The sequence below is a fragment of the Nocardioides aquiterrae genome (genome assembly GCF_039526625.1).
Classification (GTDB): domain Bacteria; phylum Actinomycetota; class Actinomycetes; order Propionibacteriales; family Nocardioidaceae; genus Nocardioides; species Nocardioides aquiterrae.
The window spans coordinates 141,012-167,593 of sequence record NZ_BAAAJE010000002.1; the positions used below are offsets into that span (position 1 = coordinate 141,012).

At 73.4% G+C, this 26,582-nt stretch carries 25 protein-coding genes and 1 riboswitch; of the genes, 15 read left to right on the top strand and 10 right to left on the bottom strand.

What is annotated here, in order from left to right; translation table 11 throughout:
• Positions 1-8 precede the first annotated feature (8 nt).
• The 5 genes from ABD086_RS03150 (at position 9) to ABD086_RS03170 (ending at position 6,373) form a co-directional block, all read left to right on the top strand.
• Positions 9-752 (top strand): amino acid ABC transporter ATP-binding protein, encoded by a 744-nt coding sequence (locus tag ABD086_RS03150; protein ID WP_425571548.1) that lies wholly within the window; start codon positions 9-11, stop codon positions 750-752.
• A gap of 38 nt (positions 753-790) precedes the next feature.
• Complete coding sequence (locus ABD086_RS03155; RefSeq protein WP_343905563.1) at positions 791-2,005, top strand: aminomethyl transferase family protein; 1,215 nt, start codon at positions 791-793, stop codon at positions 2,003-2,005.
• Positions 2,005-3,597 carry a phytoene desaturase family protein gene (locus ABD086_RS03160; protein ID WP_343905565.1) on the top strand — a complete coding sequence of 531 codons (1,593 nt, stop codon included), beginning with the start codon at positions 2,005-2,007 and terminating at the stop codon, positions 3,595-3,597. Before ABD086_RS03155 ends, ABD086_RS03160 begins: the two co-directional genes overlap by 1 nt.
• 14 nt (positions 3,598-3,611) lie before the next feature.
• Positions 3,612-4,247: a LuxR C-terminal-related transcriptional regulator gene (locus ABD086_RS03165; RefSeq protein WP_343905567.1), complete on the top strand. Its 636-nt coding sequence runs from the start codon at positions 3,612-3,614 to the stop codon at positions 4,245-4,247.
• A gap of 959 nt (positions 4,248-5,206) precedes the next feature.
• On the top strand, positions 5,207-6,373 hold the full coding sequence (locus ABD086_RS03170; RefSeq protein WP_343905569.1) for an HNH endonuclease signature motif containing protein: 1,167 nt from the start codon (positions 5,207-5,209) through the stop codon (positions 6,371-6,373).
• 51 nt (positions 6,374-6,424) lie between these two features.
• Here the strand turns inward: ABD086_RS03170 and ABD086_RS03175 are convergent, their stop codons facing one another.
• From ABD086_RS03175 to ABD086_RS03185, 3 genes are read right to left on the bottom strand one after another with little or no spacing between them, the layout of a single operon-like run.
• Complete coding sequence (locus ABD086_RS03175; protein WP_343905571.1) at positions 6,425-7,381, bottom strand: lipid kinase; 957 nt, start codon at positions 7,379-7,381, stop codon at positions 6,425-6,427.
• A gap of 31 nt (positions 7,382-7,412) precedes the next feature.
• A complete protein-coding gene (amaB, locus tag ABD086_RS03180) occupies positions 7,413-8,942 on the bottom strand; it encodes an L-piperidine-6-carboxylate dehydrogenase (protein WP_343905573.1) in 1,530 nt (509 codons plus the stop codon).
• A 9-nt stretch (positions 8,943-8,951) separates the two neighbouring features.
• Positions 8,952-11,069 carry a thiamine pyrophosphate-dependent enzyme gene (locus ABD086_RS03185; RefSeq protein ID WP_343905575.1) on the bottom strand — a complete coding sequence of 706 codons (2,118 nt, stop codon included), beginning with the start codon at positions 11,067-11,069 and terminating at the stop codon, positions 8,952-8,954.
• 85 nt (positions 11,070-11,154) lie between these two features.
• Between ABD086_RS03185 and ABD086_RS03190 the strand changes: the two genes are divergently transcribed.
• The 3 genes from ABD086_RS03190 to ABD086_RS03200 all read left to right on the top strand — a co-directional run bounded on the left by ABD086_RS03190 (position 11,155) and on the right by ABD086_RS03200 (position 13,631).
• A complete protein-coding gene (locus ABD086_RS03190; protein WP_343905577.1) occupies positions 11,155-12,000 on the top strand; it encodes a prolyl oligopeptidase family serine peptidase in 846 nt (281 codons plus the stop codon).
• A 40-nt stretch (positions 12,001-12,040) separates the two neighbouring features.
• A complete protein-coding gene (locus tag ABD086_RS03195) occupies positions 12,041-12,715 on the top strand; it encodes a sortase domain-containing protein (RefSeq protein ID WP_343905579.1) in 675 nt (224 codons plus the stop codon).
• Positions 12,716-12,821: 106 nt separating this feature from the next.
• Positions 12,822-13,631 (top strand): patatin-like phospholipase family protein, encoded by an 810-nt coding sequence (locus ABD086_RS03200; protein ID WP_343905581.1) that lies wholly within the window; start codon positions 12,822-12,824, stop codon positions 13,629-13,631.
• Between the two features lie 31 nt (positions 13,632-13,662).
• Here ABD086_RS03200 and ABD086_RS03205 read toward each other — a convergent pair whose 3' ends face one another.
• Complete coding sequence (locus tag ABD086_RS03205; protein WP_343905583.1) at positions 13,663-13,857, bottom strand: hypothetical protein; 195 nt, start codon at positions 13,855-13,857, stop codon at positions 13,663-13,665.
• Positions 13,858-14,051: 194 nt separating this feature from the next.
• Here ABD086_RS03205 and ABD086_RS03210 point away from each other — a divergent pair, with 194 nt between their 5' ends.
• From ABD086_RS03210 to ABD086_RS03220, 3 genes are read left to right on the top strand one after another with little or no spacing between them, the layout of a single operon-like run.
• A complete protein-coding gene (locus tag ABD086_RS03210; RefSeq protein ID WP_343905585.1) occupies positions 14,052-14,387 on the top strand; it encodes a hypothetical protein in 336 nt (111 codons plus the stop codon).
• Positions 14,388-14,422: 35 nt separating this feature from the next.
• A complete protein-coding gene (locus ABD086_RS03215) occupies positions 14,423-14,800 on the top strand; it encodes a DUF2267 domain-containing protein (protein ID WP_343905587.1) in 378 nt (125 codons plus the stop codon).
• Positions 14,801-14,859: 59 nt separating this feature from the next.
• Complete coding sequence (locus ABD086_RS03220) at positions 14,860-15,240, top strand: HPF/RaiA family ribosome-associated protein (protein WP_343905589.1); 381 nt, start codon at positions 14,860-14,862, stop codon at positions 15,238-15,240.
• Between the two features lie 32 nt (positions 15,241-15,272).
• On the opposite strand, the gene ABD086_RS03225 is transcribed toward ABD086_RS03220, so the two are convergent.
• The 3 genes from ABD086_RS03225 to ABD086_RS03235 form a co-directional block, all read right to left on the bottom strand.
• Positions 15,273-16,262 carry an LLM class flavin-dependent oxidoreductase gene (locus tag ABD086_RS03225; protein WP_343905591.1) on the bottom strand — a complete coding sequence of 330 codons (990 nt, stop codon included), beginning with the start codon at positions 16,260-16,262 and terminating at the stop codon, positions 15,273-15,275.
• Positions 16,263-16,351: 89 nt separating this feature from the next.
• A complete protein-coding gene (locus ABD086_RS03230) occupies positions 16,352-16,849 on the bottom strand; it encodes an SseB family protein (RefSeq protein WP_343905593.1) in 498 nt (165 codons plus the stop codon).
• 369 nt (positions 16,850-17,218) lie between these two features.
• On the bottom strand, positions 17,219-17,593 hold the full coding sequence (locus ABD086_RS03235) for a DUF2267 domain-containing protein (RefSeq protein ID WP_343905595.1): 375 nt from the start codon (positions 17,591-17,593) through the stop codon (positions 17,219-17,221).
• A gap of 164 nt (positions 17,594-17,757) precedes the next feature.
• On the opposite strand from ABD086_RS03235, the gene ABD086_RS03240 reads away from it, so the two are divergent.
• Positions 17,758-18,492 (top strand): 4a-hydroxytetrahydrobiopterin dehydratase, encoded by a 735-nt coding sequence (locus ABD086_RS03240; protein ID WP_343905597.1) that lies wholly within the window; start codon positions 17,758-17,760, stop codon positions 18,490-18,492.
• A 10-nt stretch (positions 18,493-18,502) separates the two neighbouring features.
• On the opposite strand, the gene ABD086_RS03245 is transcribed toward ABD086_RS03240, so the two are convergent.
• A complete protein-coding gene (locus ABD086_RS03245) occupies positions 18,503-19,351 on the bottom strand; it encodes an aldo/keto reductase (protein ID WP_343905599.1) in 849 nt (282 codons plus the stop codon).
• Between the two features lie 188 nt (positions 19,352-19,539).
• Positions 19,540-19,653, top strand: a riboswitch (cobalamin riboswitch).
• A 36-nt stretch (positions 19,654-19,689) separates the two neighbouring features.
• On the opposite strand from ABD086_RS03245, the gene cobN reads away from it, so the two are divergent.
• The 3 genes from cobN to ABD086_RS03260 are packed head-to-tail and all read left to right on the top strand — an operon-like array spanning position 19,690 to position 24,742.
• The gene (gene cobN / locus ABD086_RS03250; protein WP_343905601.1) at positions 19,690-23,283 is read left to right on the top strand and encodes a cobaltochelatase subunit CobN; all 3,594 of its coding nucleotides are present in this window, start codon (positions 19,690-19,692) and stop codon (positions 23,281-23,283) included.
• A complete protein-coding gene (cobF, locus tag ABD086_RS03255; RefSeq protein WP_343905603.1) occupies positions 23,280-24,020 on the top strand; it encodes a precorrin-6A synthase (deacetylating) in 741 nt (246 codons plus the stop codon). The genes cobN and cobF overlap by 4 nt, the downstream gene beginning before the upstream one ends.
• Positions 24,017-24,742: a cobalt-precorrin-6A reductase gene (locus tag ABD086_RS03260; RefSeq protein WP_343905605.1), complete on the top strand. Its 726-nt coding sequence runs from the start codon at positions 24,017-24,019 to the stop codon at positions 24,740-24,742. The genes cobF and ABD086_RS03260 overlap by 4 nt, the downstream gene beginning before the upstream one ends.
• Positions 24,743-24,902: 160 nt before the next feature.
• Here the strand turns inward: ABD086_RS03260 and nicT are convergent, their stop codons facing one another.
• Complete coding sequence (gene nicT, locus ABD086_RS03265) at positions 24,903-25,985, bottom strand: Nickel transporter NicT (RefSeq protein ID WP_343905607.1); 1,083 nt, start codon at positions 25,983-25,985, stop codon at positions 24,903-24,905.
• Positions 25,985-26,582 (bottom strand): cobalamin biosynthesis protein (locus tag ABD086_RS03270; RefSeq protein ID WP_343905609.1); only part of this gene is annotated, 598 nt, incomplete at its 5' end. The genes ABD086_RS03270 and nicT, both read right to left, overlap by 1 nt.

Here is a 26,582-nt window from a genome sequence, read left to right on the forward strand (position 1 = left end):
GCGAGCCGATCGTCCGGATCCAGGGCCTGCAGAAGAGCTTCGGCGGCCTGGAGGTCGTCAGGGGCGTGGACCTCGAGGTCGAGCGCGGCGAGGTCGTGGTGATCTTCGGCCGGTCCGGCTCGGGCAAGTCGACGCTGCTGCGCTGCGTGAACATGATCGAGGACCCGACCGCGGGCACGATCGAGGTGGCCGGCGTCCGCCTCGGCGGCGGGCACCGGACCCGGCGCAAGCGCCGGCAGATCCGCCAGCTGCGCCTGCACACGGGCATGGTCTTCCAGCACTTCAACCTGTTCCCGAACATGACCGCGCTCCACAACGTCATGGTCGGCCCGCTGTGCGCGGGCCAGGGCAAGGAGGCCGAGATCCGGACCCGCGCGCTGGACCTCCTCGACCGGGTCGGCCTGGCCGACAAGGCCGGCGAGCACCCGATCCGGCTGTCCGGCGGCCAGCAGCAGCGGGTCGCGATCGCCCGCGCGCTCGCGATGCACCCCGACGTGATGCTCTTCGACGAGCCGACGTCGTCCCTCGACCCGGAGCTGACCGGCGAGGTGCTGGCGGTGATGACCGCGCTGGCCACGGACCTGCACATGACGATGCTGGTCGTCACCCACGAGATGGGGTTCGCCCGCGAGGTCGCCGACCGGATGTGCTTCTTCCACGAGGGCCGGATCCTCGAGGAGGGCCCGCCGGAGCAGATCGTCTCGTCGCCGACCCGCCCCGAGACGAAGACGTTCCTCGACGCGGTGCTCTGACCGCTGAATATGCTGGCTCACCGGCCAGGAGGCACCCCATGATCAGGACCACGCCGTTCCACGAGCGGCTGAGCCAGCTCAACGACCAGCACCTCTACACGCACTGGCAGGGCACGCTGTCGCCGCTGCGCTACAGCCATGCGCCCAAGCACGAGTACTTCGCGGTCCGCAACAGCGTGGGCGTCTTCGACACCTCCCCCCTGTTCAAGTACCGGATCACCGGCGCCGACGCCGAGCGGCTGCTGATGGGCGTGCTCACCCGGGACATCCGCACCTGCCGCCCCGGACAGGCGATGTACACCGTCTGGTGCGACGACCGCGGGTTCGTGATGGAGGACGGCGTGGTGTTCCGCCACGCGGCCGACGAGTTCCTGCTGACCGCCGCACGGCCGGCGCAGGCCTGGTTCGCCGACCACGCCCGGCACCTGCGGGTGGCCATCGAGGACGTCACCGACGACTACGGGATGCTCGCCGTCCAGGGCCCGCGGTCGCGGCTCGTGCTGGCGGAGCTGACCGACGCGGTCGAGGGCCTCGGCTACTTCGACCACGCCCCCGGCAAGATCGGCACCGCCGCGGTCACCGTGTCGCGCACCGGGTACACCGGCGACCTCGGCTTCGAGCTCACCGTCGGCGCCGACGACGCCGTCGCGGTGCTCGACGCCGTGCTGGAGGCCGGCCGGCCGCACGGCGTGCGCCCCTTCGGCGAGGAGGCGCTGATGATGCTGCGGATCGAGGCCGGTCTCGCGCTCATCGACGTCGACTGGCACAACAGCCGCACCGCCTGGGTCGACGCCGACCGCGTGACGCCGAAGGAGCTCGGCATGGGCTGGATGCTGCGCGGCATCGACGACGACGCCCGGCCGTTCGTCGGCCGCGACGCGATCCGCCGCGAGCTCGCCGAGGGCACCTCGCGCTGGGCGACCACCGGCTTCGTCGTCGACTGGGAGGCCTGGAACGAGCTCTACCGTGGCGCCGGCCTGCTGCCGCCCAAGGATCCGCACCCGTTGCCCTACGAGGTCATGCTGCGCGAGGAGGTCGACGGCGACGCCGGCGCGGAGATCGGCTACGCCACGGCGTTCATGTACTCCCCCGTCCTGCAGCGGCACATCGGGATGGGCCGGGTCCGGCCCGACCTGGCGGCGCCCGGCACCACCGTGCGCGTCGAGCTCACGCTCAACCACCACACCGTGACCGTCCCCGCGCAGACGGCCCGGCTGCCCCTGTTCAACCCCGCGAGAAAGACGGCCCGCTGATGACCAGCTCCCCCTCGACGTACGACGCCATCGTGGTCGGCGGCGGCCACAACGGCCTCGTGAACGCCGGCTACCTGGCCAAGGCCGGGCTGCGCACGCTGGTGCTCGAGCAGCGGCACCTGGTCGGCGGCGCCGCCATCACCGAGGAGCTGGTGCCGGGCTTCTCGTTCACGACGTTCTCCTACGCCCTGAGCCTGCTGCGGCCCGAGATCATCCACGAGCTGAACCTCGTCGAGCACGGCTTCCTGCCGCTGATGATGCCCTCGTCGTTCCACCCGACCGGCGACGGCGACTACCTGCTGCTCGGCGACGACCACGCCCAGAACGTGCAGGAGATCCGGCGCCACTCCCGGCACGACGCGGACGCCTACGAGCGCTACCACCACGACCTCGACCGGGTCTGCCAGGCGATCCAGCCGCTGTTCGACAACCCGCCGCCGAACCTGTGGGGCAAGGACCCGGAGGACCAGGCGGACGTCGCGTGGCTGCTCGACCACCTCGGCTCGATCGAGCGCAACGTCATGCACGACACGGTGCGGCTGCTGACCGGCAGCGCCGCGGACTGGCTCGGCGACTACTTCGAGCACGAGGCGATCAAGGGCTACCACGCCTCCTCGTCGATCATCGGCTCCCAGGTCGGCCCGATGTCGCCGGGCTCGGGGCTGGTGCTGCTGTTCCACAAGATGGGCGAGCACGACGGCCACCTCGGCTCGTGGGCGTTCCACAAGGGCGGCAACGGCGGGTTCACCCAGGTGCTGGCCCGCGCGGCCGAGGCGTTCGGCGCCGAGATCCGGCTCGAGTCGAAGGTCGCCGGCGTGATCACCCGCGAGGGGCGGGTCACCGGTGTCGCCCTCGAGGACGGCACCGAGTTCCACGCCCCCGTGGTCGTCTCCGCGCTCGACGCCCGGCGTACCTTCCTCGAGCTGGTCGACCCGCGCGAGCTGCCGGGCGACCTCGTCGACAACGTCGAGCGCACCAGGTACCGGGGCGTCTCCGCGAAGGTGAACTTCGCGCTCGACGGGCTGCCGGTCTTCCCGGCGCTGCCCGACACCGTCGACCACTACGGCGGCTTCCTCAACATCGGTCCCACGATCGAGTACGTCGAGCGCGCCTTCGACGCCGCGAAGTACGGCTGGTACAGCGAGCGGCCGTTCATCGACGGCGCCATCCAGTCGGTCGTCGACCCGGACATGGCGCCGCCCGGCAAGCACGTCATGTCGTGCTTCGTGCAGTACGCGCCGTACGAGCTGCGCGGCAGCGACTGGGAGACCGAGCGGGAGAGCTTCGCCGACAAGGCGCAGGCCGTGCTGGAGTCGCACTTCCCCGGCTTCGGCGAGCTGGTCCTGCACCGCGAGGTGGTCACCCCGGTCGACATCGAGCGGCACACCGGGCTCACCGAGGGCAACATCTTCGCCGGCGAGTTCCTCGCCCCGCAGATGTACTTCTTCCGTCCCGCACCGGGCTGGAGCCAGTACGCGACGCCGATCGACGGGTATTATCAGTGCGGATCGGGAACGCATCCCGGTGGTTGTGTCATCGGCTCGCCGGGCAAGCTCGCCAGCCGGCGCATCCTGTCCGATCTCAAGCGCTGACTGGAGGAGCTCTGTTGTCGGAGGACCACGCCCCCCGGCCGATCCGCGTCGCTCTCTCGAACGACTACGAGATCGCCCTGCTCGGGCTGGCCCAGATGCTCGCCAGCTACCCCGACCAGGTGCACGTCGTGGCCCTGACGACCGAGGTGGCGATGACCCACGACCCCGACGTGATCCTCTTCGACACGTTCGGCCGGCTCTTCGAGGACGACCCGAAGCTGGGCAAGGTGGTCGCCGAGAACGACGCCCTGGTCATCGTCTACAGCTGGGACGACTACCCCGAGGAAGCGGCCCGCCGCGCCGGTGCCGCCGGTTACGTCAGCAAGCGGGCCAGCGCGCAGGAGCTGGTCGCGGCGATCGTCGCGATCCACGACGGCCACGAGCCGGAGCGCGTGGAGGACGACGGCGAAGCCGTGATGACCTGGCCCGGCCAGGCCCTCGGCCTCTCCCAGCGCGAGGCGGAGATGCTGACCTTCATCGTCCGCGGCCTCACCAACGACGAGATCGGCCGCCGGTCCTACCTCAGCATCAACACCGTGAAGACCTACGTGCGCACGGCGTACGCCAAGATCGGCGCCCGCAACCGCTCGGAAGCCGTCGCCTGGGGCATCCGGCACGGGTTCGAGTCCACCGACGACACGGGGTTGTGACCGGCTGACGGTCGCCGTGCGGCTTGGGGCGCTGTGCCGTCCCGACGTGGGTGGGTCACCGGTGGTCGAACTCGTCGAGACCCCGGAACCGCGCAGGCGGCCTGGGGTTGCGACCGACAAGGCACCGACGGGGACGGCGGGCGGGTGGTCGCGGTCGGCGCCCGGCTCACGGCCGCGTCCGTTGGATCGCCGTTGGTCGAGCCTGTCGAGACCCCGGAACGTTGCAGGCGGCCTGGGGTTGCGACCGACATGGCAGCGACGGGGACGGCGGGCGGGTGGTCGCTGTCGGCGCCCGGCTCACGGGCCGCGTCCGGCGGGCCCCCGTTGGTCGAGCCTGTCGAGACCCCCCAACCGTGCAGGCGGCCTGGGGTTGCGACCGACAAGGCAGCGACGGGACGGCGGGCGGGTGATCACGGCCGGCGCCCGGCTCACCGCCGCGTCCGTTGGATCGCCGTTGGTCGAGCCCGTCGAGACCCCGGAACCGTGCAGGCGGCGTCGGGTTGCGACCGACAAGGCAGCGACGGGGACTCACCGGACGTACCCGGTGGTTGAGGTGCGAGCGAAGCGAGCCTCGAAACCACCGAGGCCCCCGCTGGTCGAGCCCGTCGAGACCCCCCAACCTTTCAGGCGGCCTGGGGTTGCGACCGACAAGGCACCGACGGGGACGGCGGGCGGGTGGCCACGGTCGCCGCCCGGCTCACGGCCGCGTCCGGCGGGCCCCCGTTGGTCGAGCTTGTCGAGACCCCCGGAACCGTGCAGGTGGCCTGGGGTTGCGACCGACAAGGCAGCAGCGGGGACGGCGGGCGGTGGCCACGGTCGCCGCCCGGCTCTCGGCCGCGCGCGTGTGTGGCCTGTGGACGGAAAGTGGCCCCGAAACTTTACCTACGAAATGCCCAGAACCCTGTGAAACAAGGCGATTGCGGGGTCGCGATGTCGGTGGCCAGTGCTTGAGTGGAGCCATGACAGCGATGGCGACCCCCCGACACCGGATCGCGGTGGCGGTCGCCCACGCGCACGCGGAGCTCGACACCGTCACCGACTCCTCGGTGTGGTCGATGACCCCCGAGGAGACCCGGGCCACCCTGGTCGAGATCACCCGCCTCAAAGCCCGGGCCGCCGAGCTCGAAGCCCGGGTCGCCGAACACGCCGACGACCAGACCCTCGACACCTGGGCACACGCCACCCGCCAGCGCCGCCCCGCCGTGCTCCGCACCACCCGGCTCGGCCACGCCCTGGCCACCCGCACCCGACTGCGCGCGGCACTGGCCGCCGGTGACCTGGTGGTGGAGCAGGCCCAGGTGATCGTCGACGCCCTCGACCAGCTGCCCGCCGACCTGGACCCCGGCCTGGTGGACAAGGCCGAACGGCACCTGGTCGCCGAAGCCCGCAGTCATGACGCGAGGGTGCTGCGGCTGTTGGGCAAGCGGCTGCTCGAGGTCGTCGCCCCGGACCTGGTCGACGCCTACGAAGCCGAGCAACTCGCGCGCGAGGAGGCCGACGCGCTGGTCGCCGCGAAGCTCAAGATCCGCGACGACGGGCACGGCAAGTGCCACGGCACGTTCACCATCCCCTCCTTCCACGGCGCCGCGCTGACCAAGATGCTGCTGGCCTTCACCAACCCCCGACACCGCACCGCCACCGAGGGCGCCGGCGCTCCGCGCCGGCCCGGACCCCAGGCCCTGGGCCGCGCGTTGTGCGAGCTCATCGAACGCATCCGGGACAAGGACCTACCCGCCACCGGTGGCGTCGGTGCCACGGTCGTGGTCACCATCCCCCTCGAGGTCCTCGAAGAACGCCTGCAGCAGGCCTGCCTGCTCGACACCGGCGGCAAGATCTCTCCGGCCCTGGCCCGCCGGCTGGCCTGCGAGGCCGGCCTGCTCCCCGTCGTCCTCGGCGGCCGTTCCCAGGTCCTCGACCTGGGCCGCAAACGCCGCTTCCACACCCGCGCCCAGCGGATCGCGATCGCCCTCCGCGACCAGCACTGCACCGAACCCGGCTGCGACTGGCCACCCGCCATGTGCCACACCCACCACGACCTCGCATGGGCCAACGGTGGACCCACCGACACCGAACACGCCCGACTCCTCTGCCCCCGACACCACGCCGCCTACCACCGACGAACGTAGGCCGAAAGCCCGGAGATCAGGATTACCTCGACCACACGGCCGGCCGACGCCCTACTCGCGTCGGGCCTCGCGCCGAAGGTCTCGCGCGTGCTGGGGGACGACCACGTCGAGGACGTTGCTCTGGACCCGGAACCGCGCCGGCGTGGCCGTGCCGATCTCGCCGTCCAGGTTGACCTCCTGCTCCCCGCCGTCCGTGGTCACGACCACCTGCGTGGTGGTGAGGTGCCGGACCTTCTCGTGCTCGACGAACCGGCCGCTTCTCAGCAGGCCGGCGATGGTCACGTGGTCGCGCAGCCGGCCCTTCTCGATCGCGAAGACGTCCAGCAGGTGGTCGTCGATGCCGGCGTCCGGAGCAACCGTGGCACCGCCGCCGTAGTGGCGGCCGTTGCCGACCCCGAGCTGCAGCAGGTCGCCGAGGTCGAGGGGCTCCTGCTCACCGTCGGGGAACTCCAACCGCACCTGGAAGGGACGGTGCCGCCGGTAGGCGAGGAGGGCGGCGACCGGGTAGGCCGCGGGCCCCAGCCAGCGCTTGAGGGCCGGCCTCGACTCGCGTGCCACCTCCACCGACAGCCCGAGCGAGGCGACGTTCAGGAACGCCCTGTCGTTGGCGCGTCCCAGGTCGATGTCGACGACCTTCCCCGTGGCCACCACGCGGCTCGCCGCCTCGACGTCCGGGGGGATGTGGAGGGTCCGGGCGAAGTCGTTCGCGGTGCCGAGGGGCAGCACGCCGAGCACCGCGTGGTACGGCCGCGGCAGGCCGGCCAGGACCCCCGCGGCACCGCTGAGGGTGCCGTCCCCACCACCGACGACGACCAGCCGATACCCGGAGGTCGCGGCCTCTCGCACCACGTCGGGCAGGGTCGAGGGATCCGTGACGGCGCGCGTCAGGCCCAGCTCGATGCCGTGCCGGGGAAGCGCCTCCCGGGCCACCGGGAACGCGTCGGCACCCCGCCGGGACGCGGTGTTGACGACCAGCGCCGCTGGTCCGAGCCCCGCGTCCGTGCCCATCAGTTCAGCGTACGACCCCGGTGCGAACGGCTCAGACGGTGAAGTCGACGCCCTGGGCCAGCGGCAGCTCGCCGGAGAAGTTCACGGTGTTGGTGGCCCGGCGCATGTAGGCGCGCCAGGCGTCCGAGCCGGACTCGCGGCCGCCGCCGGTCTCCTTCTCGCCGCCGAAGGCGCCGCCGATCTCGGCGCCGGAGGTGCCGATGTTGACGTTGACGATGCCGCAGTCGGAGCCCTCCGCGGAGAGGAACAGCTCGGCCTCGGCGACGTCGGACGTGAACACGCTGGACGACAGCCCCTGCGGTACCGCGTTGTTGAGGTCGATCGCCTCGCGGAAGTCGTCGTACGGCAGCACGTACAACAGCGGGGCGAACGTCTCGCGCGTCACGACGTCGGACTGCTTCTCCAGCCGCACGATCGCCGGGCGCGCGTAGTACGCCTCGGGCGCGAGGTCCGCCAGCGCCCGGCCGCCGCCCGCGACCAGCGTCCCGCCGTCCGCGAGCGCCTGCTCCACCGCCGACGTCATCGCGTCGTACGCGCGCCGGTTGACCAGCGGGCCGACGAGGGTGCCGGCGGCCATCGGGTTGCCGATCGGCAACCGGTCGTACGCCGACGCGAGCCGGTCGGTCAGCTCGTCGGCGACGCTGCGGTGCGCGATCACCCGCCGCATCGTCGTGCAGCGCTGGCCGGCGGTGCCGGCGGCGGAGAACACGATGCCGCGGACGGTCAGGTCGAGGTCCGCGCTCGGCGCGACCACCGCGGCGTTGTTGCCGCCGAGCTCGAGCAGCGAGCGGCCGAACCGCTCGGCGACCCGCGGTCCGACGGCCCGGCCCATCCGGGTCGAGCCGGTGGCGCTGAGCAGCGCGACGCCCGGGTGCCCGACCAGGGCCTCGCCGGCCTCGGGGCCGCCGAGCAGCACCTGCGAGAGGCCGGCCGGGGCGCCCTGCTCGGCGATCGCCCGCTGCAGCACCGCGTGGCAGGCCAGCGACGTGAGCGGCGTGAGCTCCGAGGGCTTCCAGACGACCGGGTCGCCGCAGACGAGGGCCACCGCGGTGTTCCACGACCACACGGCCGCGGGGAAGTTGAACGCGGAGACGACACCCACGACCCCGAGCGGGTGCCAGGTCTCCATCAGCCGGTGGCCGGGCCGCTCGGACGGCATCGTGCGCCCGTACAGCTGGCGGGAGAGCCCGACCGCGAAGTCGCAGATGTCGATCATCTCCTGGATCTCGCCGCGCGCCTCGGAGGTGATCTTCCCGGCCTCGATGCTGACCAGCGTCGCCAGGTCGTCCCGGTGCTCGGCGAGCAGTTCGCCGAACCGCTTGACCAGCGCACCGCGGCCCGGGGCCGGCACCCGGCGCCACGCGAGGAACGCCTCCTGCGCCCGCGCCACCGCGGCGTCGACCTCGGCCGCGCCCTGCCACGCGAGGCTCGTGACCGGGAGCCCGTTGATCGGCGACGTCGTGGTCACGTCGCCGGCGAGGGCGTCGGTGTCGACGCCGCAGCGCCGGGCGGTCTCGAGCGCGAGCGCCGCCAGCTCGGCCTGGGTGGGGAGGGTCGTCATGGGACGTTCCTACACCCCCAGCAGCCCCCGCGCCGCCTCGGCGATCTCCTCCTCGGTCACCAGCACCAGCCGGGACGCCGGGCCCAGCGGGACGTAGGAGTCCGCGCCCGCGACGCGGCCCAGCCGCCCGTCGTACCCGCGGTCCACCAGCGTGGCGACGATCCCCTCCCCCACGCCTCCGGAGCGCCGGGTCTCGTCGACCACCAGCACCCGGTCGAAGCCGCTCGCGTACGCCGCCAGCTGGTCGGCCGGCAGCGGCGCCAGCCACCGCAGGTCCAACACCGTCGCGTCGATACCGGCGGCGCGCATCGCGCGCAGCGACATCGGGACGCCGTTGCCGAACGTCACCACCAGCAGGTCGGGCCCGTCACCGTGCGCGCGAGCACCGCGGCCCGGCCCGGCGCCGTCGTACGGCGCGGTCCAGAGCGCGTCGCCGGGCTCGTGCAGGTCGCGGGAGTGGTACAGCGCGATCGGCTCGACGACCACGCAGACCCGGCCCTCGGCCTCGGCGAGCTCGACGCACTCGCGCAGCAGCGGCGCGGCGTCCGCTGGGTGGCTGGGCACGCACAGCACCAGGCCGGGCACGTCGCGGAGCACCGCGAGCGAGCTGTCGTTGTGGAAGTGGCCGCCGAACCCCTTCTGGTAGGCGAGGCCGGGGACGCGGACCACCATCGGGTTCCGGTACTGCCCGTCGGAGAAGAAGGCCAGGGACGCCGCCTCGCCGCGCAGCTGGTCCTCGGCGTTGTGCAGGTAGGCGAGGTACTGGATCTCCGGGATCGGCAGCAGGCCGGCCAGCGCCGTGCCGAGCGCGGTGCCGAGCACGGTCTGCTCGTCGAGCAGCGTGTCGAAGACGCGGCGCCCGCCGAAGCGCTTGCGCAGGCCGCGGGTCACGCCGTACACCCCGCCCTTGACGCCCACGTCCTCCCCGAACGCGATCGCGTGCGGTCGCTCGGCGAGCACCTGCCCGAGGGCGGTGTTGATCGACTGCGCGAGGGTCAGCGGCTCCCCCGGCGCTACGGCGGACGGCGTCGCGGGCGATACGGGCCGCGGGTCCGGGTCGTGCAGCGGCCGGACCACCGCGGCCCGGGACGCGAGGCGCGGCTCGCCGACGACCGCGGCGGCGGCCTCCGTCACCGTGGCGCGCATCCGCTCGTAGCGGTCGAGCACCTCGCCGGGAGTGAGCACCCCCTGCTCGACGAGGTACGCCGCGGTCGCGAGCAGGGGATCGAGCTCCAGGTCGCGGGTGATCTCCGCCTGGGTGCGGTAGCCGAGCTCGACGTCGGAGCCGGCGTGCCCGAGGTACCGGACCGTGCTCAGGTGCAGCACCGTCGGCCGCCGGCGCTCGCGCACCAGGTCGACGGCGCGGGCCACGTCGGCGAGCAGCCGGTCCGGTCGCGGCGAGGGCGCGGCGACGTACTCGATGCCGGGCCGACCGCCCAGCGTGGCCGCCACCCAGCCCTCGGGCGTGGGGGTGCTGATCCCCAGACCGTTGTCCTCGACCACGACCAGGAGCGGGACGTCGAGCCCGCGGCGGGAGAGGTAGCCCGCCGCGTTGAGCGCGCCCTGCGCGGTCGAGTGGTTCACCGACGCGTCGCCCAGGGAGCAGACGACGACGGCGTCCTCGGGCCAGCGCCGCTCGGGGGCGAGGTCCGCGAGGTTGCCGAGCGCGAAGGCCAGGCCGACGGCGCGCGGCAGGTGCGAGGCGATCGTGGACGTCTGCGGGACGATGTGCAGCGCGGGGTGCCCGAACACCTTGTGCCGGCCGCCCGAGACGGGGTCGGCGGCGGCCGCGGTGAGGCCGAGCAGCACGTCGCGGACCGGCGTGGTGCCGCCGTGCCGGGCCGCCCGGGCGGCGTAGAACCCGCCGGACCGGTAGTGCAGCAGCGCCGGGTCGTCGACCCGGGTGAGCAGCCCGACCGCGGCGTTCGCCTCGTGGCCGGCCGAGCCGATCGTGTAGAAGCCCTCCCCCTGCGCCTGCAGCCGGCGCGCGGCCAGGTCGAGGTGCCGGGACTGGAGCTGGGCGTCGAGCAGGTCGAGCAGCACCGCCGGGTCGCCGTCGTACGACGTGCTGGCCGGCGGCAGCGACCGGACCCGGTCGACCAGGTGCTCGTCGATCGCCTCCGCCACGGGGCAACTCTGGCAGATCCGCGGGTCCAAGGACCCTGGCGACCCGGGCCGCCGCCTCCCGAGAATGGTCGGGAGGTGGTGGTCCATGCCTGCCCGCACCGCCGCACCGGCGCTGGCGCTGCTCCTCGCCCTGAGCTCCTGCGCGGGCTCCGGCCCGGCGGCGAGGTCGTGGTCGCCGGAGACCCCGGCGTCCGACCCGTCGCTGACGATCCGGTACGCCGCCGGGCTCACCGAGGACGTCTACCTGCCCCGCGGCCGGGGCCGCGTGCCCCTGGTGGTGATGGTGCCGGGCGGCTCGTGGACCACCTCCGACCCCGCCGGACTCGCGCCGCTCGCGGCCGACCTCGCCGCGCGTGGGGTGGCCGCCGCGCCGATCCGCATCCGGGCCGCCGAGGACGGCGTCGTCTACCCCGTGCCCGTCGAGGACGTCCTGTGCGCCGTCGCGGTCGCGGTGCAGCGGCTCCAGGCGCGCGGCTACCGCCCGGACCCGGTCGCGGTGCTCGGCCACTCGTCCGGCGCGCACCTCGCGGCGCTCGCGGTCCTGACGTACGACGACTTCTCGTTCCCCTGCCGGGCGCCGGCCGTGGAGCCCGACGCCCTGGTGGGCCTGAGCGGCCCGTACGACATCAGCCGGATGCCCGACGTGGCGGCCGCCCTGTTCGACGTCGGCCCGGACGGAGCCCCCGACGCCTGGCAGAACGCGAACCCGGTCGTGCGCGCCGACCGGCGCCCCGACGTACCCGTGCTGCTGATGCACGGCGAGGACGACCCCACGGTGCCGGTCGACTTCACCATCCAGTTCGCCAACGCACTCGAGCACGCCGGCCACCCGGTGACCGTCGACGTCGTCCCGGACGTCGACCACCTGGGGATGTTCCGCGCGGACGTCGCCGGGGAGCCGGTCGCCGACTGGCTGCTGGGCCTGCCCTAGTCCGACGCATGCGGGTCGCCGCCACCGGTCACAGCAGGGCATGCGTTCACCTCTCTCGGGACCCGGCGCCGCGCTCGTCGCCACCACCGTCGCGGCCGCGGTCGCCCTGGCCGGCGCGCCGGCTCCGGCCTCCGCCTCGGCTCGCACCGGCTCGGATCCCCGTGTCCACTACAGCAGCGGCAAGCCGCGCGACGCGCGACTGACGATCCCGGCGCGGCCGCGCATCCACCGGCTGCTGGTCGTCGCCTATCGCGGGAAGACCGACGACGGTCCCGGCACCCGGATCCAGAACCGCGGCATCGCGGCCGCGCCGTACGGACCGCACGGCGGCATCGGGCCGGGCGGCATCGGCAACTACCAGGTGACCGCCCACCGCACCGCGCACGGCGGGATCTTCCACCACACCCCGTCGCTGAAGAAGGGCGCCAAGGTGCTCGTCGACTCCGGCCGCTGGCGCTACGTCTACCGCGTCACCCGGACCCGCTGGGTGTCGTTCCGCTCCGCGGAGTCGCTGCGCAAGCAGCGCGCCGCGGTGCCCGGCCACCCCGGCGTCGAGCCGCGGTTCGGCTACATCACGATCTCGACCTGCGCGACGCCCGAGGACCACGCCCGCGGCAACTACTGGACCGACCGCTACGGCAACCCCGAGCACCGCATCGACAAGATCGGCAAGCTGGTCCGCCGGGTGCCGAACCCGTACTGGCACAAGAAGTAGGGCCCGGACGCGGGACCTATGGCGAGGGGGCGCCGGGGATTCCGGCCCTGATCGCCGCGCCGGGAGCCCGGCACGCTGGGGACGGAGGCAACCCCGGGAGGCTGCGATGGCCCGACGACACGCGCGGGTGGGGGTCGACGGCCATCCGGCGCTGCTCGAGCACCGGCACCCCCTGGCCATGGTGTACGGCGGGGGCGGCGTCGTCGGCATCGCCTACACGGCCGGGGTCGCCGCCGGCCTGGCCACTGCTGGCCTGCCCGTCGCCGCGGCGCCGTCCCTGGGCACGTCGGCCGGGTCCTGGACCGCCTCGGCGCTGGCCCTCGGCCTGTCGTACGACGACCTCGCCGACCTGCCGGTGCCCACCGTGCCCGCCAGGCGCCCCGGGATCCTGGCCGACATCGCCCGCCTGGCCTTCGGCGAGGCCACCCATCCTCTGGTCTCCGTCTCCGCCGTCAGCCTGCGGTCCGGGCGCCGGCACATCCTCGACGGCGGCACCTACCCGCTGGCCGACCTCGTGGCCGCCTCGTCGGCCGTCCCCGGCCTGCTACCGCCACACCGGGTCGCCGGTCGCTGGTACGTCGACGGCGGGATGTGGTCGGCCACGTCGGTCGACGCGGCCGACGAGGCGGACCGGGTCATCGTCGTGGCACCCCTGGCGGGGCGGGTGATGGGTGCGATGGGCCGGATCGCCGGCGCCCTGCTGCAGCGCGAGCTCGGCCAGTGGCAGGACCGCCACCCGGAGGCCAGCATCCACATGATCCGGCCGAACCGGGAGATGGCGACGATCGTCGGCGTCCGACCGCTGGCCCTGTTCGACCCCGACCGCGCCCGCGCCGTCTACCCCCTCGCCTACGAGCAGGGCGCGCGGTGGGGTGAGGGGATCGCGACCGCGTCCGACCGCAGGTCGGCCGGCTGACGTCGAGCCCTGGGTACGGGCCGGGCGAGGATCAGTCCTCGCCCAGGTCGTCCTCGATGCCGGGCACCTCCGTCCGCTGTTCGGCGACGTCCGCCTCGTCGGCCTCCCACGGGGGCTCGTCCGGCTCGACGTGCGCCTCTTCGTCGTCGGGGGGAGGCGCCACGTCCTCTTGCTGCTCAGCGACGTCGGCCGGATCGGCCTCCGGCAAGCCCGGGTCGGTAGTCATGCTCCCCGTCGTACCCCGACCGCCCCGACCTAAGCAACCATCCGCGTTCCGGTGGCGGCTGACGAGGCTCCTCGCGAGCGCCCGGGAACGGGGTCGCCCGACTACCGGATTCGCGGGATGCACGGCCCCCCGGCGCCGGACCAGCATGGTTCGGGAGTTGAGCCTCATCCCCGAGTCCGGAAGGGACCGCCCTCATGGCCCTGCGCGATGCATTCTCCCGATTCCTCCGAGGCCGGGCCGAGTCACGGCGCAGCACCGGTGACGACAGCGACAGCAGCCGCGCCACGGCGCTGGACAGCGTCGCCGACGACGTCGACGCGGGCGACGACGGCGAGCTCGTCGTCCTGGTCGAACGCCTGGAGGGTTACTACGACCCGGATGCGGACGAGTTCGTGCCCACCGCGGTGGCGGTCGAGATCATCGAGGACTTCGACGGCGACGACGCCAAGGAGCTGGTGCGAGCACTCGGAGATGCCGCGACGAGCGACGACCAGGACACCACTCAGGACACCGCCGACCGAGCCACGTGACGAGGGCCGCCCGCACACCGACCGAGGGTGGTGCGATGAAGTACGACGAGTTCATCACGAAGGTAGGAGGACATGCCGACGTCAGCCTCCAGGCCGCCGGCGCGCTCACCGCAGCCACGTTGCAGACGCTGGCGGAGCGGATCAGCGGCGGCGAGGCGGCACAGCTGGCCAGGTACGTCCCCGCCGAGCTCGAGCCGCACCTGACCGGGGCCGACGAACCCGCCCAGCGCTTCGGCGCCGAGGAGTTCGTCCGTCGGGTCGCCGAGCGCGCAGGAACCGACCCGGAGCGGGCGGAAGCCGGCATCCGGGCGGTGTTCGCCACGCTGCGCGAGGAGACCCCGCGGGAGCAGCTCGAAGACGTCCTCACCCAGCTCCCGAAGGACTACTCGAGCCTCGTCGGCGCGAAGGCCTGACCGGCGAGCTCGACCAGTGAAGCCACCGGCTGCAGCGCAGCCGTCCAGAGGAGGCCAGCGTGAGTGAGAGCGAAAGTCCCCGAGCGGAGAGCTCTCGGACCGGAGTCCTCGACGAGGTGCTGGTGCTGAGCGGCGGCTTCTCGGAAGCCGACCGTCCACTCGTGCGCCGCCACCTGGCCACGCTCGAGACGCACCTGTCCCGCTGGGACCCGGCGAGCGTGACCGTGGAGGTCTCGGTGAAGGAGCGCGGCAAGAGGGAGCAGCAGGTCACCCTGCGGGCCGAGCTGCCCGGATACCCGCCGTTGGTGGCCAGGGTCGTCGACCCGGACCTGGACGGCGCGCTCGCGGCCGCGAAGCGTGAGCTCGTCCGGCAGCTCGAGGACGAGAAGACCAAGCGCGACCCCAAGGGCAACCGACAGCTGCGGGCCAAGCCCCGCTGAGCTCTCGTCCTGCGTCCGCTCCTGCGCCCGCGTCAGACGCGGTCGGCTCCCATGCCCTCGGCGGTCAACGTGACCGACCGCAGCCGGCCCTCCTTCGTGGGCGCCTGGTGGGCGGTGATCAGCTCGTCGGCGTCGGCCTTGCTCCGGAACGCCTCGAGGTAGTCGGCGACCTCACGCGCGGTTCCGACGGCGGCGTAGGTGAGCATCTGGTCGATGTGCTCGCCGGCGCCCCGCTGCAGCAGGCGGTCGGCTTCCTCGTCGGTGAAGGTCTGGCCGCGCCCGAACAGGCCGACCGCGATCGTCCGGCGGACGGCTTCGAGGTTCTCCTCCGCCTGAGCCACCGTGTCGGCCGCGATCACGTTGACCCCGGCGATGACGTACGGCGCGCCCAGCTGCGCGGAGGGCTTGAACTCACGGCGGTAGGTCGCGACGGCGGCTTCGAGCGCCTGCGGCGCGAAGTGGCTGGCGAAGGCGTAGGGCAGGCCCAGCGCCGCAGCGAGCTGGGCGCCGAAGAGTGACGAGCCGAGGATGTACAGCGGCACCCGCGCACCCTTGCCCGGGACCGCGTCGACGCCCGGCACCCGGGACTCCCCGGCCAGGTAGGCCTGCAGCTCGAGGACGTCCTGCGGGAACGTGTCGGACGACTTCGGGTCCCGCCGCAGCGCGTACATGGTGTTCTGGTCCGAGCCGGGTGCGCGGCCCAGACCCAGGTCGATCCGGCCCGGGTACATCGCCTCGAGAGTGCCGAACTGCTCGGCGATGACCAGCGGCGAGTGGTTGGGGAGCATGATCCCGCCCGCACCGAGCCGGATCGACCTCGTCTGCGCGCCGACGTGCGCGATCAGCACGCTGGTCGCGGACGAGGCGATGTGCTGCATGTTGTGGTGCTCGGCGTACCAGACCCGGAGGAAGCCGTGCCCCTCCGCGCGCTGGGCGAGGGCGACGGTGGCCGCGATGCTGCTGCTGGCGGTGTCCCCGCGAGCGATGGGAGCGAGATCGAGGACGGACAGCGGGAAGCGCATGGCAGCACCCTCCAGTTGGTTGTCAGCGGCTGGGCCGGGGACGGGTCCGGCGGGTACCCGGGTCGCGCGGTCGTGACACGGGCGCCCGGCTAGCCCGACTGTCCCGCGTCGCCCTGCTGGCCCTGCTGGTCCTGCTGGACCGCGGCCCCCGCGTCGCCCGCCGGATGCACGAAGCCGGGCAGCGCCCGGACCACCTCGGGCGGGATCGCCAGGCCCTCCGGGGTGGAGGGGTTGACGGCGAGCCACAGGTTCTCGTCCGGCCAGGTCTCCGCGAGCTGCGCGAGGGGCATCTCGAGGGCGGTCGAGGAGTCTGCCCCGGCAGCGCGCAGCGCCTCCTCCGAGGTGAACACGGGGACGTACCGCGTGCCGTCCTGCTCGATCACCGGCAGCGCGATCGCGCCCTCGGGCAGCTCCTCACCCTCGGGCGGCGGCTCCTGCGGCAGCAGCGCCATGCTGTTCGCGAGGTCGTGGAGCAGGACCCGCGGATCGATGCCGCCCGGACCGCTCCCGTCCTGGTCGGCAGCCTGGTCGACAGCCTGATCGGCAGCCTGATCGGCAGCCTGGTCGTCTGGGGCCGATGTGCTCATGGCCGTTCCTCTCACGAGAGATGCACCGACGCACCACGCTAGGTCGGCCGGCAGGCCGGGACATCCCGTGTTCGGGGGGCGTGTCCTCCGGCTCAGCCGTACCGGACCACCTGGTGGGACGGCAGCCAGAGGATCCGCCGGGCGACGTCGACGACCGTGGTGCAGCTCACGCATCGGTACCAGGCACACCCGGGCCTGGTCCTGGGGCAGTGGCCCTCCACAGTGTCCGACTTGCACACGAGGCAGGTCATCGCCTCCACCTTCCGGGATCGACCAACCGGGCCCCGTCGCGGCGAGCGACGAGACCCTCGTGTCGAGCCTAGGTCGGCGGGAGGGCTTTCCAACGTCGGTGACGTCACACCCGCCCCGTCAGTGGAAGCCGAGGAGGTCCCGCAGGCCGTCGGGCAGCTGGGCGGCGACGTCGTCGAGCTCTCCGGGCGAGACCGCCTCGCGGAGGGTGGCGAACACCGCGCCCATATGCGCCAGCGCCTGGTCCGGATCGGTCCCGGCGCGCTCGGCGACCCGCGCCACGAAGACGTCGACGTCGAACCGTTCGGCCTCCTCGCCCGGCTTTGTCAGGGAGGGCTTCAGCTCCTCGGGAAGCTGCGCCGCGAGATCATCGGCCTCCCCACCGGTGATCCGCTCTGCCAGCGTCCGCAAGGTGGCGGCGGTGAGGCGCTCCGCCTCCGCCTGCGAGATGCCGGCACCATCGGCCACCGACCTGATGAACTCGTCGTACGTCACGACCCCTCAACTCCTTCGGTCGGGCTCCCGGCAGTCTGTGCACGGCGTGCCGGACCGGTCTACTGGCAGCTCTGCCGATTGCGCGGTGGTCGTCCACCGGCGTTACGTGGAGGCCACCGAGGTGAACGGGTGCTGTGGCGCACCCTGAAAGGCGGCCCACAGACATGGCCATCGGACACAAGGCACTGGTGAACGCCGTCGCCAAGCGCGCCGGTCGTGACGACCTCGACCGCGTCGAGAGGGAGACCGAGAGCGTCCTGGCAGGCGTGGCCCGCCGGGTCGGCCCCGACGGTCGAGCGCGCCTGGCCGGCCTGCTGCCGCGCGGCTTCGCCAAGATCGTGACCGAGTCGACGACGCCGGTGGAGGACCCCGGGCTCGCGTCCTTCCTGGCGACGGTCTCCTCGGTCCCCGGCGACGACCCGGAGCGAGCGCGGTACGTCGCTCAGGCGGTGCTGTCGTTCGTCGCCGAGATGGATCCTGCGGTCGCCGAGACCCTCCGCGCCGAGCTGCCCGACGAGTTCGGCGACCTGTTCACGCGACCCCCGGCCCGCTCGGGAGAGGCCACCGCGTCGCCCACCCCGCCCACGCCGCCCACCCGGCTCGACTCTGCGGCCCCGCCCGTGCTGACCCGCGAGGAGGTGGAGGGAGCGCTCGAGGAGCTGCCCGGGTGGACCGGCGACGAGCACCGGATCCGCCGCACGGTCAGCCTGCCGGCCGAGGTGGCCGACGACGTCCGCGAGCGGATCGCCCGCGTCGAGGAGCAGCTGAACCACCACGCCGTGGTGGAGGAGGACCAGGACGGCACGACGTACCTGCTCTGGACCCACTCCCGTGGCGGAGTCACCGAGCTCGACATCGAGCTGGCCGCCCGGATCAGCGACATCGTCGACAACGTCTGACCGACGCTGCTCAGATCATCTGCAGTGGTTGTGCGGTGCGCGGCGGCGGAAAGACCGCGTCCAGCGCGCGCAGGTCCTGCTCGGTCAGCACCAGCTCGATCGCCGCGCGATTCTCCCGGACGTGGTGCTCCGAGCTCGCGCGGGGGATCACGGTGACGCCGTCGCGCGTCATGAGCCAGGCCAGTGCGACCTGCACCGGGGTGGCTCCGTGTCGGTCCGCAACCGTCGCGAGCACCGAGTGGGGAAGCAGCCGACCCTGCTCGATCGGCGAGTAGGCCATGAGGGGAATGCCTTCCTCCTGCAGCGCAGGGAGGAGGTCGAACTCCACGCCCCGTCGCATCAGGTTGTAGAGCACCTGGTCCGTCTGCACCGCCGCACCACCGGGCACCTGCATGAGCTCGGCCATGTCGTCGATGTCGAAGTTGCTGACGCCCCAGTACCGGATCAGGCCCAGTCGGATCAGCTCCTCGAAGGCGAGCACCGTCTCCTCCAGGGGCACCGGGCCACGCCAGTGCAGCAGGTAGAGGTCGAGCCGGTCCGTGCCCAGCCGCTTGAGGCTGCTGCGGCACGCCTTGACGGTTGCCTCGTACGTCGCGTGCGCAGGCAGCACCTTGCTCACGAGGAACACGTCGTCCCGTCGGCCTGCGATGGCCTCGCCCACCAGCGTCTCCGTCGCACCGTCCGCGTACATCTCGGCGGTGTCGATCAGCCGGAGCCCGAGATCGAGGCCGAGTCGCAGGGCGTCGATCTCGGCCTGTCGGCGGTCCCGGTTCTCGGCCAGGTGCCACGTGCCCAGGCCCATGACCGGGATGGCCTCGCCGGACGGCAGGCGCACGGTAGGAACGGTCTGGGTCGGCATGGAGACACCTCCGCAATGCCCTCGGTCGGCTGCTCGCGCTCTGCACTCGCAGCAAGTCACGTTCGCACTGCCGACCTCCGCCGGCATCCCACGTCTGGGGGATGTGCCGCATCCGGTCGCGCTCGGGACCGCAGCACACCCGTCTCACGGTCGTCCCGCCGACGAGTGGCGACCCTCAGGGCTGCCGTAGGCTGCCCACTGCCTGTGGTGCAGGAACCCGGTGCGACTCCGGGGCGGTTCCGCCACTGTGACATCCCGCTCGCGGGATGCAGCCAGACACTGGCCGCGGGCGTATCCGACCGATGGACGGGGCGAGAACCCCGGAGGAGGAACCGGCCATGGCCGCGCCTGCGCGCCTTGCACTGCTGTCCACGTCCGACACCGATCTGCTCTCCGCACGGGCCAGCGGGGCGTCGTACGCCTGGGCGAACCCGAGCCGCGCCGGCGATGCCGAGCTCGCGGGCGCGGTCGCCGACGCGGACCTCGTCGTCGTCCGGCTGCTGGGCTCTCCGCACGACCTCTGGCCCGGGGTGGGCGAGCTGCGGGAGCGGGGCATTCCGGTGGTCGTGCTCGGGGGCGAGCAGCAGCCCAGCGCCGAGCTGATGGAGCTCTCGACCGTCCCGATCGGCGTCGCGGCCGAGGCGCACCGCTACCTCGCCGAGGGCGGGCCGGCGAACCTCGCCCAGCTGCACGCCTTCCTCTCCGACACGGTGCTGCTCACCGGCGAGGGGTTCGATCCGCCGGCGGCCGTCCCGGCGTGGGGGTACGCCGCCCGGCCGGAGCCCGACCCCGCACTCCCCCGCGTCGGGGTGCTGTACTACCGGGCCCACGAGGCGAGCGGGAACAACGCCTTCGCCCACGCGCTGGCCGACGCCGTGGACGCGACCGGCCGGGCCGTCGGCGTCCCCGTCTTCGCCGGCTCCCTGCGCTCGGCGCCCGACGAGCTGTACGAGGCGCTCGGCACGCTGGACGCGCTCGTCGTCACGGTGCTGGCCGCGGGCGGGAGCGTCCCGGCGGCCGCGACCGCCGGCGGCGACGACGAGGCGTGGGACGTCGAGCGGATGGCCGCCCTCGACATCCCGGTGCTGCAGGGCCTGTGCCTCACGAGCAGCCGCGCCGAATGGGAGGCGTCCGACGACGGCGTGACGCCGCTGGACTCGGCCACCCAGGTCGCGATCCCCGAGTTCGACGGCCGGATCATCACCGCGCCGTTCTCGTTCAAGGAGGTCGACGACCAGGGCCTTCCCCACTACGTCGCCGATGTCGAGCGCGCGGCACGCGTCGCCGGGATCGCGGTCAACCACGCCCGGCTGCGTCGCGTCCCGAACGACGAGAAGCGGCTCGCGATCGTGCTGTCGGCGTACCCGACCAAGCACGCCCGCATCGGCAACGCCGTCGGGCTCGACACCCCGGTCTCGGCGATCCGCCTGCTGCGCCGGCTGCGGGCGGAGGGCTACGACCTCGGCAGTGAGAACCCGGTGCTGCCGCTGCTCGACCTCGAGGACGACACCCAGGCCGGCGACGCTCTCATCCACGCCCTCATCGCGGCCGGTGGCCAGGACGAGGAGTGGCTCACCTCCGCCCAGCTCACCGACGCCCACGTCCGCATCACGAAGGCCGAGTACGACGCCTGGACCGCCGAGCTCCCGAGCGACCTGCGGGACGCGATGGTGGAGGCGTGGGGCGAGTCGCCGGGCAGCCTGTTCGTCAACGACGACGGCGAGCTGGTGCTGGCGACCCTGCAGGCCGGCAACGTGGTCGTCCTGATCCAGCCGCCGCGCGGCTTCGGGGAGAACCCGGTCGCGATCTACCACGACCCCGACCTCCCACCGAGCCACCACTACCTCGCCGCCTACCGCTGGCTCGAGCACGGCTTCCGGGCCGACGCGGTGGTGCACCTGGGCAAGCACGGCTCGATGGAGTGGCTGCCCGGCAAGAACGCCGCCCTCTCGGCCGGGTGCGGCCCGGACGCGGCGATCGGCAGCCTGCCGCTGGTCTACCCGTTCCTCGTCAACGACCCGGGCGAGGGCGCGCAGGCCAAGCGCCGCGCGCACGCCACCATCGTCGACCACCTGGTGCCGCCGATGGCGCGCGCGGAGTCGTACGGCGACATCGCCCGGCTGGAGCAGCTGCTCGACGAGCACGCCAACATCGCGGCGATGGACCCGGCGAAGCTGCCCGCGGTCCGCGGCGAGATCTGGCAGCTGATGCGGTCGGCGGAGATGCACCGCGACCTCGGGCTGGAGGACCGGCCGGAGGACGAGGAGTTCGACGACTTCCTGCTCCACGTCGACGGCTGGCTCTGCGAGATCAAGGACGCCCAGATCCGCGACGGCCTGCACGTCCTCGGCGAGCCGCCGACCGGCACGGCCCGGGTGAACCTCGTGCTCTCGATCCTGCGCGCCGCGCAGGTCTGGGGCGGTGTGGGCAACGCCGTGCCGGGGCTGCGCGCCGCGCTCGGCCTCAAGGACGCCGAGGACCTCAAGGCGGTCGACGAGGCCGAGGCGCGCGCCCGCGACCTCGTCGAGCGGATGGAGGCCGCCGCCTGGGACACCGCCGTGGTCCCCTCGCTCCACGACGAGCCCGCGGTCCGGGCCGTCCTCGCGTTCGCCGCCGACCACGTCGTCCCGCGGCTGGCGCGGACGACCGACGAGCTCGACGGCGTCCTGCACGCCCTCGAGGGCGGCTTCGTGCCGGCCGGCCCCTCCGGATCTCCCCTCCGCGGCCTGGTCAACGTGCTGCCGACGGGTCGCAACTTCTACACCGTGGATCCGCGCGCCGTGCCGTCCCGGCTCGCCTGGCAGACCGGGCAGGCGATGGCCGAGTCGCTGCTGCAGCGCTACCTCGACGAGACCGGCGAGTACCCCGCGAGCGTCGGGCTCTCGGTCTGGGGCACGAGCGCGATGCGCACCAGCGGCGACGACGTCGCCGAGGTGCTCGCCCTGCTCGGCGTACGCCCGGACTGGGACGAGGCCTCGCGTCGGGTGAGCCGGCTGCACGTCGTCCCGCTCGACGAGCTCGGCCGGCCCCGGGTCGACGTCACGGTCCGCATCTCCGGGTTCTTCCGCGACGCGTTCCCGCACGTGGTGGCGATGCTCGACGACGCGGTGCGGATGGTCGCCGAGCTGGACGAGCCGCTGGACCGCAACCACGTGCGCGCCCACGCGCAGCGGGACCTGGCCGAGCACGGCGACGTCCGCCGCGCGACCACCCGCATCTTCGGTTCCAAGCCGGGCTCCTACGGCGCCGGCATCCTCCAGGTCGTCGAGTCGGGCACCTGGCGCGACGACGCCGACCTCGCCGAGGTCTACACCGCCTGGGGCGGCTTCGCGTACGGCCGCGACCTCGACGGCGCCCCCGCCGCCGACGACATGCGGACCAACTACCGGCGCATCAAGGTCGCTGCGAAGAACGTCGACTCCGCCGAGCACGACATCGCCGACTCCGACGACTACTTCCAGTACCACGGCGGCATGGTGGCCACCGTCCGCGCGCTCACCGGCTCCGACCCCCGGGCCTACGTCGGCGACTCGACCTCCCCGGACGCCGTGCGCACACGGACGCTGGCCGAGGAGACCGCCCGCGTCTTCCGGGCCCGGGTGGTCAACCCGCGCTGGATCGCGGCCATGCAGCGCCACGGCTACAAGGGCGCCTTCGAGCTGGCCGCGACCGTCGACTACCTGTTCGGCTTCGACGCCACCGCCGGTGTCGTGCACGACTGGATGTACGGCAAGCTCGCGGAGGAGTACGTCCTCGACGAGACCAACCAGGAGTTCCTGCGCCGGTCCAACCCGTGGGCGCTGCGCGGCATCGTCGAGCGGCTCCACGAGGCGGCCGACCGCGGCCTGTGGGCCGAACCGGACCCCGAGGTGATGGACCGGCTCCGCCAGGTCTACCTGGAGGTCGAGGGCGACCTCGAGGACCGCGAGTGAGGGTGCGGGTCCTGGGCATCGGGATGGGACCGCAGCACGTGACGCCCGAGGTGCGGGACGCGCTGCGGGGCTGCGACTACGTCGTCGCGGCCCAGAAGAGCAGCGACGACGGGCTGCTCGCCCTGCGCCGCGTGGTCGCCGAGCAGCACGACGTCGAGGTGGTCCCCGTCCCGGACCCGGAGCGCGACCGGCGCGACCCGGCGGACTACCCGGGCGCGGTCGCGGCCTGGCACGAGGCGCGGGTCGCGGCGTACGAGCGGGTCCTGCGCGAGCGCGGCGGCACGGCCGCGTTCCTGGTGTGGGGCGACCCGTCGCTCTACGACTCCACGATCCGGGTCGTCGAGCGGCTCGCCGAGCGCCTGGACGTCGAGTACGACGTGCTGCCCGGCATCAGCGCGCCCCAGCTGCTGGCGGCCCGGCACCGGATCGTGCTGCACCAGGTCGGCGCGCCGGTGCACGTGACCACCGCGCGCCGGCTGCGCGCCGACGTCGCGGCCGGCCAGACGAACGTCGTCGTCATGCTCGGTGGCGACCCCGACCTGACCGGCCTCGAGGAGTGGTCGATCTGGTGGGGCGCGAACCTCGGCACCGACTCCGAGGAGCTGGTCGCCGGCCGCGTCGGCGCGGTCGCGCCCGAGCTCGAGCGCGCCCGCGGTCGCGCCCGGGCGGCCGCCGGCTGGGTGATGGACGTCTACCTGCTGCGGGCGCCCCGACGGGCCACCCCGTCGCTCGCATGAGGCTCCTGCTGCTGGGCGGCACCGGCGAGGCCCGCGACCTCGCGGCGCGGCTGCTCGCCGAGGGCGTCGACGTCACCTCCTCCCTGGCGGGGCGGGTCGCGGAGCCGCGGCTGCCGGTCGGCGCGGTCCGCATCGGCGGCTTCGGCGGCGTCGACGGCCTCCGCAGGGCCCTGGTCGAGTACGACGTCGTGGTGGACGCCACGCACCCGTTCGCCCGCGGGATGACGGCGAACGCCGCGGCCGCCTGCCGCGCCGACGGCGTCCCGCTCCTCCGGCTCGAGCGACCCGGATGGGCGCCGGCTCCCGGATGGCGCTACGTCGAGGACCACGACGAGGCGGCCGACGTCGCGGCGGAGCTCGGGGCGCGGCCGTTCCTCACCGTGGGACGCCAGGAGCTGGCCCGCTTCGTGCCCCGGCTGGCGGACCACGCGGTGCTGGCTCGGGTCGTCGACCGTCCGGGCCTGACGCTGCCGCCGGGGTGGAGGCTGCTGACCAGCCGTGGGCCCTACGACCTGGAGGGCGAGCGAGCCCTGATGCGGGAGCACCGCACCGACGTGCTGGTGACCAAGGACTCCGGCGGCACCTCCACCTGGCCGAAGATGCAGGCCGCGTCCGAGCTGGGCGTGCCGGTCGTGGTGGTGCGCCGTCCCGAGGGCCCGGCGGGTGTGCCGACGGTGCACACCGTGGGCGAGGCGGTCTCCTGGGTGCGGGAGCGCCGCTAGGGCGTGTCTCTCACGTCTCGGCCGTCGCGAGCGTCGCCCAGCGCGTGCTCTCGCAAGGCGCCGGAGCGACGCCGTACTGGCTCGTCCAGCGAGCGACGGCAACGCCGCGAGAGTGCGTGATGGGCGACGCGCAGCAGGCCATGGACGTGGGAGACGCGCCCTAGGAGGTTTCCTCGTAGCCGTCTCCCGCCGGCTGCCAGCGCTCCTCGACCCGGCCGAGGTTCCAGTACGCGATCGCCGCGGCCCAGACGACCACGAACAGCCCGACCACGACGAAGCCCACGTGGTCCAGGTCGACGGAGCTGACGGCGTCGCTGAACCGGTTGGTCCAGCCACCGCTGTCGTGGAGCACCGAGACCAGCTCGATCGTGCCGATCACCAGCGCCACCGCCACCGACAGGCCGGTGATCGTCAGGTTGTAGTAGACCTTGCGCACCGGCCGCAGGAACGCCCAGTCGTAGGCGACGCTCATGAAGAGCCCGTCCAGGCAGTCGAACAGCGTCATGCCGGCCGCGAAGAGCAGCGGCAGCACCATGATCGCGTACCACGGGACCCCGGCCGCGGCCCCGGTCCCGGCGAGGACCAGGAGCGCCACCTCGGTGGCGGTGTCGAAGCCGATGCCGAACAGGACGCCGACCGGGAACATCTGGATCGGCCGGGAGATGGCCCGCGTCAGACCGCCCAGCATCCGCGCGAGCAGACCGCGCTTCGCCAGCTGGGACTCGAGCTCGCGCTCGTCGTACTCCCCGCGCCGCAGCCCGCGCCAGACCCGCCACATCCCGACGAGCGCGGCGAGGTTGAGGAGGCCGATCAGGTAGAGGAAGCACCCGGAGCTCAGGGTGCCGACGAGGCCGAGTGTCGCGTTCGTCCGGGAGCCGTCGGTCGAGAGCGCCCCGACCACGTGCGCCCCGACGGCGACCAGCCCGGCGAGCACGAAGACCATCGCGGAGTGGCCCATGGCGAACCAGAAGCCGACCGACTTCGGCCGCCGGCCGTCCCCCCGGAGCTTGCGCGTGGTGTTGTCGATGGCGGCGATGTGGTCCGCGTCGAACGCGTGCCGCACGCCGTAGGTGTACGCCGTGAGGCCGAGCCCGACGCCGAGGACCTGGTCGCCCACGGTGTACTGGTGCGGCCCGACCAGGCCGAACAGCAGGCCGAAGCCGACGACGTGCATGAGGGCGACGATGCCGAGCAGGACGGCCGCCTCGAGCCGGTCGCGGCGGGTCCAGGACGAGAGCGCCATCACCGGCTTCCTCCCCGCGACGCGACCGCGACCGCGGCCACCACGGAGCCGAGCGCGACCGTGCGCGCGAGCCGGACCGCCCGCGCCACGTCCGCGACGCCGGGCGCCGGGCCGTCGCCGAGGACGGCCCGGTGCTCCGTGCGCCGCTCACCGCCCGCTCCGTAGACGTTGGGGCCGCCGAGCCGGAGGCCGAGGGCACCGGCGAAGGCCGCCTCGACCACGCCGGCGTTGGGGCTGGGGTGGGCGGCCGCGTCGCGGCGCCACGCCCGCCAGGCGCGGCGCGGGTCGCCGCCGAGCGCGACCGCGAGCAGGCCGGTCAGGCGCGAGCCGGGGAGGTTGGCCAGGTCGTCGAGGCGCGCCGATGCCCACCCGTAGCGCTCGTAGCGGGGGCCGTGGTGACCGACCATCGCGTCGAGGGTGTTGACGGCGCGGTAGCCGAGCAGGCCGGGCACGCCGGCCAGGGCGCCCCACACGAGAGGTGCCACCACGGCGTCGGAGGTGTTCTCGGCGACCGACTCCACCACCGCCCGGGAGATCTCGGCGGGGTCGAGCCGGCTGGTGTCGCGGCCCACCAGGTGCGTGAGCCGCCGCCGGGCG